Raw genomic sequence first — 12572 nt, forward strand, 5'->3', positions numbered from 1 at the left:
ATAATTCTAATCATCAAAAAAGCCAACTTTGGCTTTTTTGATGATTTTTTTCATTTCAATAAAATTGGATAAAAGTAATTTAGTGAGAAGTTATTAGTAATGTTTCTAACGTAAGTAAAATCAACTAAACTTGATCTTCTTATAGTTTTAAAGCGCTGATTTAATTTCATACATCATAGTAATAAAAATAGCTATTCATTTATTATTACAGCACCTGCTAAGAAGCAGGCTTTGTTTTTATATAATGTGCATACAATTGAGTAATACTTTTACGTTTTAACAATTATTTGGGCATTTGGTCGAATACTTTTTATTACTAGACATGTTTCCCTTAGATTAGTATTATGATTCTGATGCCCCCCAAGCTGCTTAAGAATCATCCTTTTTTAACATTCTGTTATTTTAGGTAGTCCCCATATTTTTTTGAATTGAGTTTTAATCAATTATAACTATAAACAATTAATTATGAAAAAAATTATTTTAAGTTCAGCAGCTATCTTATTTGGAGCGGTTGCTTTTGCGCAAAGCAATCAAAGCACCGTAGATCAAGTAGGGTACTCTAATCAATCAGATGTTCAGCAAACAGGTAGTAATAATGGATCTGCTGTTCTTCAAACTGGTGGACGTGATGGTGAGACCGCTAACCATGAAGCAACTGTAATACAAAATGGGAATGCAAACTTATCTTCAGTAGATCAAAACAATGATGATAACATTGCAAACGTAAATCAATTAGGGGACTCTAATGATTCTGGAGTTTCACAAGATGGTTCTTCTAACCTTGCTAATGTAGACCAAGATGGAATTGCTAATAGTAGTACCGTTACACAAGTTGGAGATGCAGGTGGTGCAGAGCCAAATAACGAAGCTAACGTAAACCAAATAGGATTTTTAAATACTGCTGTTGTTTCACAAACAGGAACATTGAACTTAGGGAATTTAACTCAGAATGGAGATTTTAACTATGGTTCTATAGATCAATTAGGAGATGAAAATTCTGCAAACCTTCGTCAGTGGGGTATTAATAACACAGGATTTCAAATTCAAGATGGTGCAGGTAACTCAGCTGTAATGAATCAAGGTGAAGCATTAACAGGATGGGCTAGTTCTCAAGGTAGCATAGCTCAACAGGAGCAATATGGTAATGACAACATGGTTACTGTTACCCAAAGAGGAAGCGGTCAATTCTCTTTACAGGCACAACAAGGTGATGATAATGAAATGAAAGCTTACCAAGGAAATGACGGTAACTTTAACAGACAAGTACAACTTGGAAATGGTAACTACGCAAATACGCAACAATATTTTAGCTCTAATCAATCTCTACAAGAACAAGTAGGGAATGACAACTGGGCTACTACAAGACAAACAGGAGCAGGTGCAGGTTTTAACTTCTCTACGGTATCTCAATTGGGAGATGCTAACTATGCTTTAACCTCACAAAATGGTTTAGAAAATGGTTCAGCTACAACTCAACTAGGAAATATGCATAATAGTGTTGTAAATCAAATGGGTAGCAACAACTCATCTGATGTACTACAACAAACTGTAGCATCACCAGGAGGAGCATCAGGACCAGGACTTCCTCAATAAAGATTAATTTTATAGTACTTCATATTCCCTCCCGTAGGCATGAAGACTATGAAACTGCAACTAAATATTATTAAAATATTTATTTCATAACTTAAAATAATGGGTGGGCAATTTAAGATCCTGCCCTTTATTTTAATTTATTATTTAAGAAGTAGAGAATTCTCGGGTACGCCCGATTTCTGAATTTCTAAATAATTTCAAAAATTTTAGATAAAGCTCTATATGATTTCTTCTTTGTGAGTGTTTATTTTTAAATTTTATGTAATATTGAATAACAGGTACTTACTATGAAAAACTCAATCTACTTTTTAGTTTTTGGGATCTTTTTTTTATTGAATCCATTTACAGGCCATTCACAAAGTCAAACTAATGCTGATGGGGTTACTTTATCCTTACAAGGATTTCAATCCAGATCATCTGAACTGAATTTTCTAGCAAATCAAAATTATTCTTCCAATATTACTTCAGCCACTTCATCCAATATTGTAAATATTAAACAAATTGGTGATTTTAATGAAGTCTCATCAAAAACAATTTCTGCTCAATCTAATATAGATCTTATTCAAAATGGAGACTATAATAATATTGAATTAAATCTTAATGCTACTGTTATTAACGAAAGAGTTATACAAAATGGAGATCGTAACACATTTGTAGATATAAACACTTTTGGGGTAAACCTTCATGAAGCAGAAATAATTCAGAATGGGAATAATCAAAGTTTAACCTGGTATGGTAGTAATTCTATTTCAGAAAGAATGAAAGTTAACATGCAGGGGAATGATAAAATTATTGAGGTTAGAAGTTTTAATTAGATTTTACGATGGCAGTGAATAAAAAGTTTTCAGTTATTTTCCTTTTCGCTGTGATGAGTGCCAACACTTCTTTTGGACAATCTTATAATGCCGATGTAGAAGCTAAAATTAACATGTCTACTAATAACGAGTTTATAGAAATTACGGGTATTGCTCTTAATAAATCTGAAATCACCCAAAGTTTGCGTTACGTTCTCTCGGTAATAAAAAAGAACTCAGAAAATTCTAACAGTTCTAAAAATGACCAAAGCGGAAGAATTGTATTAGAACCTTCTGAAAAGAAAGAACTATCTACAACTACTATAAATGCGGATGTAATAGATAGGGTGATTATCCTCTTGTTGATATATGATATAAATGATAATATTGTTGGTAAGGACAGGGTGGTAGTAAATGATACTCCTGAGGCAAATGACAATGCATTGCAAAATATCATGGAAGATAATAATTTGCCTATAGAACCAACCTCTAATTCAGGCAGCAAGATTGCAAATGAAGATGTTAATCAAGAAGGCAGAGACGGGATAGAACTTTCTGGAATTGTTACAGAAGATACCAAGACCAAAGCTGGTATGGATTTTTATAAACTCTTTTACTCAAATTATAGTTCAAAAAATATTAATGGTAGTAAAGTAGTAAGTATTAGTGAGATGATAGCCCTTGGGAATAATACCAAAATACAAGTGAAGGTTGATAATGCCTTGGTTTGGGAATTCTTTGCAAGACCCAAGTATGATTACTTAAAATCTATGGCAGATGTTGCGGTGCAACGTGTCAATGCCTATTTCCAGAATATGGAAAGAAATGCCCGAAATGTAAGAAGATATTAACCTAAATTTTTCAAAATTGAGAATAAAACTACTCTTTTTATTTTTATTAATTTCAACACTAAGTTCTGCACAGCAGCTAACTTATAAGCCCATAAATCCAGCTTTTGGAGGTGATACTTTTAATTATCAATGGTTGCTTAGTTCTGCCACAGCGCAAAATTCATTTAAAGATCCAGATGCAAGGCAAAATTCAAACGGTACTAATTTAGATTCCTTTGCCGAGAATTTAAATCGTCAACTATTGAGTCAGCTTTCCAGAAGTCTATTTAATGATCAATTAGGAACAGACGGTCTAAAACCGGGAACATTTACTTTTGGTAGTTTGTCTTTGGATATCTACGAATCTTCTGAGGGTCTAGTAATAAATATACTAGATACCAATACTGGAGAACAAACCCAAGTTATAATTCCCAATTAACCTACAAGAATGAACTTTTTAAAACGAATTAGTGTAGTAACTTTTGCTACTATAGTTTCCTCATGTGGAACAACATTCAATCAGCCTGTAGATTTTCAAAAGGCAAGAATTGGCGAGATATCAACAGTTACTAAAAAATTAGAAAAGTTACCAGAGCCAGAAGAGGCTGTGGTAGTAGGAGTTTACAATTTTCGAGATCTTACAGGGCAATATAAAGCATCAGAAACAGGAAGTACCTTTAGCACTGCAGTAACTCAGGGTGGTACTTCTATCTTAATAAAAGCTTTAGCAGATTCAAAGTGGTTTGTTCCCATTGAAAGAGAAAATATTGGAAATCTTTTAAACGAGCGAAATATTATTCGTTCTACAAGAGAAGAATATCGAGGTACTCCTAAAAATGAACCACAGGTTCCACCGTTATTATATGCGGGGATCTTATTGGAAGGTGGAATTGTATCTTATGATACTAATATTCTTACCGGTGGTATGGGGGCCAGATACTTTGGTGTAGGAGGAAGTACACAATATCGTCAGGATAGAGTTACCATTTATTTAAGAGCGATTTCAACTTCAAATGGTAAAATTTTAAAGAATATCTATATTTCAAAAACCATCCTTTCACAGGAAGTAGGTGTAAACCTTTTTAAATATGTAAATTTTCAGCGCTTATTAGAGGCTGAGGTAGGGTTTACAAGAAACGAACCGGTTCAACTTGCTGTTAAGGAAGCTATAGAAAAAGCGGTTGAAGGTTTAGTAATAGAAGGAATTCAAGATAAATTGTGGCAGCCAAAAGATGGTTGGGAAGCTGCAGATCAATTAGTGCTAGATTACGTAAAGGAAAAGGATGAGGCAGAACTAACTAAGATTTACGATCGTAAGTATATTGATAATGAACATAAAAGTTCTTTAGGAATTAGTGGAGGTGCAGCTATTCTTAGCGGAGATTATTCTAAAAAGGATGCGGGTGCTTTATTAAAACTAGATTTTAATACGGCCCTAACCCCATCTTTCTCAATTAATTTTGCAGCCACTGCTTTTCAGCTTGAAAGTAGTAATGTAGTGCAAAACAAATTTATTGGTACAGAAGGAAACGTACTGTTCAAATTATTGCCTCATGATAATTTTGGACCTTACATCTATGGTGGAGGTGGACTTCTCTTTAACTTAGAGAATGATATACCAGACAATATTGGTAGCACTCATTTTAAACTTCAATATGGACTTGGAGCAGAATATTTGTTAAATGAAAAAATTGGTTTAAAAGTTTTCGCTGAGCATAATATTGGTTTAGATGATGAATTGGATAATCTAATTAATGGTAAAAGAGACGATCACTACTTCAATTTAGGAATAGGAGTAAATTATTACTTAGGTAAATCTGCAGGTAAAAACACTAAAAAATAAATTATGAAATTCATTAAACCCCTTATTTTATTATTACTACTAATAAGCGCAGTTGGTTGTAGTGAAGATACTATTGGTGCTTTTGGAAATGGAACTATCACTGGAAGGGTGGTAAAAGATGGAAGTAATGAACCTATAGAAAACGTAAAGATATCTACGAACCCTGCATCAACCACAGTTTTTTCTGATGCTGATGGAAATTTTATACTTAAAGATGTGCCGGAAGGAGAATATTCTGTGCAAGCTCAAAAAGATGGACTGTTAACCAAATTTGAAGGAGCTACCGTTAGACAAAGTGCAGAAGTGAATGTAATTTTTGAACTAAAGCCTCAAACTGCTAATAATAGACAACCTTCTGCTCCAGAAGCAATCTTTCCTGAAGATAATGCTACCAATGTAGATGTTTCATTACAATTTGCCTGGACTTCTACAGATCCTGAAGGAGATGATCTAACTTATGAACTAGAACTTAGAAATGATATTAATAATTCTGTTCTTAAGTTTCAGGATATACAGGATACCACTTATACCGTAAATGGTCTTCAGAATGGATTAAAATATTTTTGGCAGATTAAGGTTACAGATAGTGTTAATGATCCTGTACTTAGTAAAGTGTATTCATTTGAAACCTCTCAATTTCCAAAAACAAGATATTATTATGTGAGAAAAGTTAGCGGTAACAATGTGATCTTTTCATCAGACGGAGCAGGAGGGGAATACCAGTTAACTTCATCTAGTGTAAACAGTTTTAGACCAAGAAAAAATAATGCTACCAATAAAGTGGCGTTCTTAAGAACGGTTGGAGGTCAGACCCAATTATTTACAATGGATCCAGATGGGTCTAGGCAGACCCAGATTACTAATAATATCCCTGTTAATGGATTCAATCTAGAGAAGATTGGTTATTCATGGATTGATGATGGAACTGCACTTGTGTATCCTAACTTTAGCAAATTATATAAGATCAATATAAATGGTGGAGGAAATGAACTAATTTATGAAACACCTAATCTTAAATTTATTTCTGGCGTAGCTGTAAATGAAGTAAACAAATTTATAACCTTGCTTACTACCAATGTAAATGGATACGATGGCTCTGTTTTTACTATAGATTATACCGGTAATAAACGTACTACCATTTTAGATAACCAGAAAGGGGCAATTGGAGGTCTTGATATTTCTGTAGATGGTAAAACCCTGCTATATAGCAAAGATATATCTGAATTTGAAAATGGAAATTACAGACAATTAGATGCTCACATTTTTAGTTATAATTTCTCTACCGGAAGAACCATAGATCTAAGCCAGGGTAAGCCATCCGGATTTAATGATTTGGATCCTAGATTTTCTCCTAACGAAGCAAGTATAATATTTACCAGTACTTCTAATGATGGGGTATCTCCTATAAATATTTATATGGTTGGAGTTAATGATATGAATGCAGAATCTCAAAGATTAGAATTATTTCAAAATGCATTTATGCCAGACTGGGAATAATCTTATAAAAATTTTAAGTACGGCAGTCTGTAAAAAGGCTGCCGTTTTTGTTTTAGTATATCTTTACTGTCCGCTTTAAACTGTTTATCTTTGGCACTTCAAAGATCAATATTCATGAGCCAGGAAATAAGTAAAAGGTATGCCGGTCGCGGAGTATCTGCAGGAAAGGAAGATGTGCACAATGCCATTAAAAATGTAGATAAGGGGTTATTTCCTCAGGCATTTTGTAAGATCGTCCCAGATCATCTTACTGGAGATGAAGATTATTGTCTAATTATGCATGCAGATGGTGCGGGTACCAAATCTTCTTTAGCTTATATGTATTGGAAAGAGACCGGAGATCTTTCGGTTTGGAGAGGCATAGCTCAAGATGCTTTAATTATGAATATTGATGATCTTTTATGCGTTGGAGCTACAGATAATATTATGCTCTCTTCTACCATTGGGAGAAATAAAAATTTAATTCCTGGAGAAGTTATTTCAGCTATTATAAATGGAACAGAAGATCTTCTCAAAGATCTTAAAGAATTTGGAGTGGAAATTCATTCTACCGGGGGAGAGACTGCAGATGTTGGAGATCTGGTAAGAACAATTATTGTAGATTCTACGGTAACTTCTAGAATGAAAAGAGCAGATGTTATAGATAATGCCAACATTAAACCTGGAAATGTAATTGTAGGCTTAGCATCTTTTGGGCAAGCTAGTTATGAGAAAGAATATAATGGGGGTATGGGTAGCAATGGTCTTACTTCTGCTAGACATGATGTTTTTTCTAAAGCATTAGCAAAGAAATATCCAGAAAGTTATGATAATAGTATTCCTAAAGAATTGGTTTATTCCGGAACTAAATCTCTTACAGATACCATAGAGAACTCTCCTCTAGATGCCGGTAAACTGGTGCTTTCTCCTACTAGAACTTATGCGCCAATAATCAAAAAGATACTTTCAAAATATTCTAATACAGAAATTAATGGAATGGTGCATTGCAGTGGTGGTGCTCAAACCAAGATCCTTCATTTTATAGAAGATCTGCATATAATTAAAGATGATATGTTTGAAGTTCCACCGCTTTTTAACCTAATTCAGCAGGAAAGTGGAACAGATTGGAAAGAAATGTATCAGGTTTTTAATATGGGACATAGAATGGAAATTTATGTAGATGAAGCTATAGCGGCAGATATTATTGAAATCTCAAGATCTTTTAATGTGGAAGCCAAAATTATTGGTAGGGTGGAAGCATCAAATACTAAAAAACTCACAATTAGTAGTTCAAAAGGTATTTTTGAATATTAAAAAATTCTTTTATCAATTAAAATATTTAACTTATATCCTTAAGATGTAAGTGAATCTCTAAATTTACGGTTAAGAGGTATTTTATCTGAGAATCCCTATGAATATCAGTAAAATCATATTGCCAGTTGCAAAAGCTTTATTGATCTTTATCAATATTTGGACGCTGCTCGAGTTTTCTACCGAGGTGAGCGATTATATGCGTTTTGGAAACATGCTTATTTACTTCTTGCTTCTTTTATTTTTTAATGAGTATTCTAAAAAGCATTTAATTCTATTTTTGCTGCTACTTATATGTGATGGCTTTCTTATTTTTTATAAGATACCAATATTTAATCTTCTTACTTTTATTATGAGAATTGCAATTTATTTATTGCTCTTTTCATTAGTGGCAAAAAAATTAAAAGGACTTAGATTAGAATTCACGCAGGTGGCAGTATTTGGAGTTGTATTGGTTGTGAATATTTTTTTGCTATTAGCCTTAGTAGAAATGGTTCCTAGTGAGTATGATTATGATGCTTTTAATACCTTATTCTATATTTACGGTGTAGCTTCTATTTTAGTGGTAGCGGCAGCTATTTCATACAGTAATAGGTATGAAAATAAGATCTCATTATACTATATAGCAGCTGTTCTGGGACTTATTTTTTCAGATCTGACCTACTTCATTGCATTTTATTTAGAATTTGAAGAATTTTATATCCCGGAAAGAATTTTTAATATTCTTGCTATAGCCTTTTTAGTACAGTACGCTATTAGTGCTACCAGAAGGGATTCAAATAAATCTACATTGTATCCATAAATATCTGTTTTAATAAAACCACCCGAGCTGTTTTATCGTACTTCTTCGTGTAATTTTATTTTAATGGCACGTTTAAATCATGTTTCATTTATCATAGGAATAGTTCTTCTTATTCTTAACAGTATTGTTATCTTACAATTTGGACTACTAGAGAGTAGATGGTTAAGAAACTTTACCTATTTTTTCTTCGGAATTCTATTTTTTAAGGACCTTCAAAAAGATCAATATTATCTAATCACAGCTTTTTTAGTAGTTGTTATTTCAGATAATCTTTTAATTAATTATTCAAGAATTCATTTAGAGAACTCAAAAATGGTTTTGGGAGGGATATCTTATATAGCTTTAGTATTGCACTTAAGAAGATATGTAAGGATCTTATGGCAAAATTATTTTCAAACAATGCTCTTTATTCTCGTGCTAGCGCTCAACGCTGTAATGTTCTATCTTTTATTCGAAATCATTTCAGTGGAAGATCATGATCCAATGGCTTCCATTATTTTTATACTTTTTAGTATTGCATCGTTTTGCTTAATGGTTTTTACATTTTATTTTAATAGTAAGTATCAAAATAACAGTAGCCGTATTTTAATCATTACCATATTCTTACTTGTAGGAAGTGATCTCACTTTAATTATTAGCTCTTTTCCGAATTCTGGTAGTTTTTATGATCTATATGGGATATTTTATTTAATTGGGATAGGATCTCTTGTTAAATTTACTTCTTTGGATTCTCGAGTGATTCCATATAATTCTGAAGAAATTCAGAAAGCTACATAATTTTTCTAGTAAACCTGTAATTCAAATTCTGTTAAATCCATCGATTTATCGTAAATTTGACTCGAAAAATCATCCTAAATTTTATGATTGAGAAGCTGAATATAGTGAAGCAACGTTTTGACGAGGTAAATGATCTTATCATTCAACCCGATATTATGCAAGATCAAAAGCGTTATGTAGAACTTAATAAAGAATACAAAGATTTAAAAGCGCTCATGGATGAGCGTGAAAAATACATTCGTCTTACAGATAATATTGCAGAAGCTCAGGAAGTGATTGCAGATGGAAGTGATGCAGAAATGACAGAGATGGCAAAGATGCAACTCGACGAGGCTAAATCTCAAGTTCCTGGATTAGAAGAGAAGATAAGAATGATGTTGGTGCCTAAAGATCCTGAAGACGCTAAGAACGTTGTGATGGAAATTCGTGCAGGTACCGGTGGAGATGAGGCGAGTATTTTTGCTGGAGATCTTTATAAGATGTACAATAAATATGCAGAAAGCAGAGGCTGGAAAGCCAATATTGTAGATTATAATGAAGGTACCAGTGGTGGTTTTAAAGAGATGATCTTTGAGATCTCTGGAGAAGATGTTTATGGTACTTTAAAATTTGAAGCCGGTGTTCACCGTGTTCAACGTGTTCCTCAAACAGAGACTCAAGGTAGAGTGCATACTTCTGCAGCTACAGTTATGGTTTTACCAGAAGCAGAAGAGTTTGATGTAGAGATCAACCCAAAAGATGTGAGAGTAGACTATTTCTGTTCTTCAGGCCCTGGAGGTCAGTCTGTAAATACCACATATTCTGCAGTACGTTTAACTCACGTACCTACAGGATTGGTAGCGCAGTGTCAAGATCAAAAATCTCAGCATAAGAATAAAGAGAAAGCATTTAGAGTATTGCGTTCTCGATTATATGAAATGGAACTTGCAAAGAAAATGGAGGCAGATTCTGCGAAGAGGAACTCTATGGTTGCCAGTGGAGATAGAAGTGCTAAAATTAGAACTTATAATTATTCTCAGGGAAGAGTTACAGATCATCGTATAAATCTTACGCTTTACGATCTTTCCAATATTATTAGTGGAGATATTCAAAAAATTATTGATGAACTTCAGCTAGTAGAGAATACAGAAAAATTAAAAGAGAACAGCGACGTATTTTAAACTGTTTCACATACAAAATCCCGCAACTGCGGGATTTTTTTATATCTAATAAGTAAATTATCTTTACCTCAAACCTTATTTGTTATGACCACCGAAGCGCTTGTAGAGCAAATTTTTAAGAAAAGATCTTTTCTTTGTATAGGCTTGGATACAGATCTAGAAAAAATCCCCACCTACTTACTTTCTGAAGAAGATCCTATCTTCGAGTTTAATAAAGCTATTATAGATGCAACTCATCAATTTGCGATAGCTTATAAGCCCAATACAGCTTTTTATGAGGCTCATGGTAAAAAGGGATGGAAAGCGCTAAATAAAACCATAGAATATCTTAATGAGAATTATCCGCAACTTTTCACCATTGCAGATGCTAAGCGTGGAGATATTGGAAACACTTCTTCCATGTACGCAAAAGCATTTTTACAAGAAATGGCGTTTGATTCTGTAACCGTTGCACCGTATATGGGTAAAGATTCTGTAGAACCTTTTCTTTACATCAGAAATAAACACACCATTTTACTAGCCTTAACTTCTAATGAAGGCGCTTTTGATTTTCAGACGCTAAAAACTGATGATACCCAATTATATAAAAAGGTGATTGAAGTTTCCAAGACCTGGGAAAATTCAGAAAGATTAATGTATGTAGTGGGAGCTACAAAAGCCGAGTATTTAGCTGAAATTAGAAAGATCGTACCAGATAGTTTTCTTCTAGTTCCTGGCGTTGGTGCTCAGGGTGGTAGTTTGGAAGAAGTTTGTAAATATGGTATGAATAAAAATGTTGGATTATTAGTGAATTCGTCTAGAGGAATTATATATGCATCAGAAAGTTCAAATTTCGCAGAGATCGCTGCAGCTAAGGCTGAAGTTATGCAACGCGAAATGTCTGAGCTAATGAAGAATCTCTAAAAGGCTGATGAAAGATCAACTAGGTAGGTTGTTAGATATTACCCAAATTCCTAAGAGGATAATTTCTTTAGTGCCTAGTCAAACAGAACTATTATGTTCTTTAGGTCTTAAAGATTCAATAGTAGGAATTACAAAATTTTGCGTTCATCCTGAAGGTCTTAAGAAGGAAAAGAAAATTGTAGGAGGCACTAAGAATGTTCATTTTAATAAGATAGCAGACTTAAAGCCAGATATTATTCTTTGCAATAAAGAGGAGAACACAGAAGAGATGGTCTTGGCATTAGAAAAGATAGCTTCCGTTCATGTATCTAATGTTATTACATTAGAAGATACCTATCAGTTAATTCTGCAATATGGTGAAATATTCAAAAGAACAGAGCAAGCATCCCAATTGGTTAACGCTATTCAGTATAAAAAAGGTGAATTAAACATAGATAATCGCATAAAAAAAGTTGTTTACCTAATTTGGAAAGATCCATGGATGGCAGTAGGTGGAAATACCTTTATCAATTCTATGTTAGAATTAAATAACTGCGATAACGTATATAAAAACAGTGCGGATAGATATCCGGTTGTAACACCGGAAATGTTGAAGGATTTGGATATCGACATCGTTTTACTAAGCTCAGAACCTTATCCTTTTAGGGAAAAACATATTTCAGAAATAGATAAACTCTTTAATACAAAAACAATTTTAGTAAACGGAGAATATTTTAGCTGGTATGGATCCCGTTTGTTGAAAGCTTTCGACTACTTTAAGACAATAAGTTTTCTTAATAATTAGCTATAAGCTTTTGTCTATTTTTTTACAATTCATTTTTTTAAGTTGAAGTAAGATCTTTTTAGCTCTTGCTCTAATTTTGTCGCTTTTTTCTTTGTTGTGTAGCGCAACCCTAAATGATTGACTCATCAATTCAGAATATTTTTGACACAATCTATCTTCTTCACTTTTATAAAATAAGTTTCCTAACATCATCATCTACTTTAGGTTACAAAATTAGGGGCTTATGCCCTTATATTTTATTAACCTCAGGTTAAAGGTTTTGTAATATTTACAAGGTAATGGAATTATATCGTTAAATC

At 33.2% G+C, this 12572-nt stretch carries 13 protein-coding genes; 12 read left to right on the plus strand and 1 reads right to left on the minus strand.

Annotation, left to right across the window (positions count from 1 at the left end; genetic code table 11):
- Window positions 1-465 precede the first annotated feature (465 nt).
- From P163_RS09320 to P163_RS09380, 12 genes are all read left to right on the plus strand, one after another.
- Window positions 466-1593 carry a hypothetical protein gene (locus P163_RS09320; protein ID WP_034890012.1) on the plus strand — a complete coding sequence of 376 codons (1128 nt, stop codon included), beginning with the start codon at window positions 466-468 and terminating at the stop codon, window positions 1591-1593.
- 287 nt (window positions 1594-1880) lie between these two features.
- Window positions 1881-2408: a hypothetical protein gene (locus P163_RS09325; protein ID WP_034890015.1), complete on the plus strand. Its 528-nt coding sequence runs from the start codon at window positions 1881-1883 to the stop codon at window positions 2406-2408.
- A gap of 8 nt (window positions 2409-2416) precedes the next feature.
- Window positions 2417-3238 (plus strand): CsgE family curli-type amyloid fiber assembly protein, encoded by an 822-nt coding sequence (locus tag P163_RS17845; RefSeq protein ID WP_051931199.1) that lies wholly within the window; start codon window positions 2417-2419, stop codon window positions 3236-3238.
- Between the two features lie 16 nt (window positions 3239-3254).
- Complete coding sequence (locus tag P163_RS09340; protein WP_034890018.1) at window positions 3255-3656, plus strand: curli production assembly/transport component CsgF; 402 nt, start codon at window positions 3255-3257, stop codon at window positions 3654-3656.
- A 9-nt stretch (window positions 3657-3665) separates the two neighbouring features.
- Window positions 3666-5060: a CsgG/HfaB family protein gene (locus tag P163_RS09345; protein ID WP_034890021.1), complete on the plus strand. Its 1395-nt coding sequence runs from the start codon at window positions 3666-3668 to the stop codon at window positions 5058-5060.
- Window positions 5061-5063: 3 nt separating this feature from the next.
- Window positions 5064-6557 carry a carboxypeptidase regulatory-like domain-containing protein gene (locus P163_RS09350; RefSeq protein ID WP_034890023.1) on the plus strand — a complete coding sequence of 498 codons (1494 nt, stop codon included), beginning with the start codon at window positions 5064-5066 and terminating at the stop codon, window positions 6555-6557.
- A 114-nt stretch (window positions 6558-6671) separates the two neighbouring features.
- Window positions 6672-7850: an AIR synthase related protein gene (locus P163_RS09355; RefSeq protein WP_034890025.1), complete on the plus strand. Its 1179-nt coding sequence runs from the start codon at window positions 6672-6674 to the stop codon at window positions 7848-7850.
- Window positions 7851-7947: 97 nt separating this feature from the next.
- On the plus strand, window positions 7948-8649 hold the full coding sequence (locus tag P163_RS09360) for a hypothetical protein (protein WP_034890027.1): 702 nt from the start codon (window positions 7948-7950) through the stop codon (window positions 8647-8649).
- A gap of 63 nt (window positions 8650-8712) precedes the next feature.
- Window positions 8713-9426 (plus strand): hypothetical protein, encoded by a 714-nt coding sequence (locus P163_RS09365; RefSeq protein WP_034890036.1) that lies wholly within the window; start codon window positions 8713-8715, stop codon window positions 9424-9426.
- A gap of 83 nt (window positions 9427-9509) precedes the next feature.
- Window positions 9510-10586, plus strand: a complete 1077-nt coding sequence (gene prfA, locus P163_RS09370) for a peptide chain release factor 1 (protein WP_034890037.1) — start codon at window positions 9510-9512, stop codon at window positions 10584-10586.
- An 84-nt stretch (window positions 10587-10670) separates the two neighbouring features.
- Window positions 10671-11489 (plus strand): orotidine-5'-phosphate decarboxylase, encoded by an 819-nt coding sequence (gene pyrF, locus P163_RS09375; RefSeq protein WP_034890040.1) that lies wholly within the window; start codon window positions 10671-10673, stop codon window positions 11487-11489.
- A 7-nt stretch (window positions 11490-11496) separates the two neighbouring features.
- Window positions 11497-12273, plus strand: coding sequence for an ABC transporter substrate-binding protein (locus P163_RS09380; protein WP_034890042.1), 777 nt, complete (start codon window positions 11497-11499; stop codon window positions 12271-12273).
- Here the strand turns inward: P163_RS09380 and P163_RS09385 are convergent, their stop codons facing one another.
- Window positions 12274-12468 carry a Lacal_2735 family protein gene (locus tag P163_RS09385; protein WP_316930071.1) on the minus strand — a complete coding sequence of 65 codons (195 nt, stop codon included), beginning with the start codon at window positions 12466-12468 and terminating at the stop codon, window positions 12274-12276.
- Between the last annotated feature and the right edge of the window lie 104 nt (window positions 12469-12572).

It is taken from the genome of Gillisia sp. Hel_I_29 (assembly GCF_000744275.1).
In the GTDB taxonomy this organism is placed as follows: Bacteria; Bacteroidota; Bacteroidia; order Flavobacteriales; family Flavobacteriaceae; genus Gillisia.

Excerpts from the sequence above, each read along its gene's own strand:
- P163_RS09320 (WP_034890012.1), top strand. The coding sequence starts at position 466 with ATGAAAAAAATTATTTTAAGTTCAGCAGCTATCTTATTTGGAGCGGTT.
- P163_RS09325 (WP_034890015.1), top strand. The coding sequence starts at position 1,881 with ATGAAAAACTCAATCTACTTTTTAGTTTTTGGGATCTTTTTTTTATTG.
- P163_RS17845 (WP_051931199.1), top strand. The coding sequence starts at position 2,417 with ATGGCAGTGAATAAAAAGTTTTCAGTTATTTTCCTTTTCGCTGTGATG.
- P163_RS09345 (WP_034890021.1), top strand. The coding sequence starts at position 3,666 with ATGAACTTTTTAAAACGAATTAGTGTAGTAACTTTTGCTACTATAGTT.
- P163_RS09350 (WP_034890023.1), top strand. The coding sequence starts at position 5,064 with ATGAAATTCATTAAACCCCTTATTTTATTATTACTACTAATAAGCGCA.
- P163_RS09355 (WP_034890025.1), top strand. The coding sequence starts at position 6,672 with ATGAGCCAGGAAATAAGTAAAAGGTATGCCGGTCGCGGAGTATCTGCA.
- P163_RS09360 (WP_034890027.1), top strand. The coding sequence starts at position 7,948 with ATGAATATCAGTAAAATCATATTGCCAGTTGCAAAAGCTTTATTGATC.
- P163_RS09365 (WP_034890036.1), top strand. The coding sequence starts at position 8,713 with ATGGCACGTTTAAATCATGTTTCATTTATCATAGGAATAGTTCTTCTT.
- prfA (WP_034890037.1), top strand. The coding sequence starts at position 9,510 with ATGATTGAGAAGCTGAATATAGTGAAGCAACGTTTTGACGAGGTAAAT.
- pyrF (WP_034890040.1), top strand. The coding sequence starts at position 10,671 with ATGACCACCGAAGCGCTTGTAGAGCAAATTTTTAAGAAAAGATCTTTT.
- P163_RS09380 (WP_034890042.1), top strand. The coding sequence starts at position 11,497 with ATGAAAGATCAACTAGGTAGGTTGTTAGATATTACCCAAATTCCTAAG.
- P163_RS09385 (WP_316930071.1), bottom strand. The coding sequence starts at position 12,468 with ATGATGATGTTAGGAAACTTATTTTATAAAAGTGAAGAAGATAGATTG.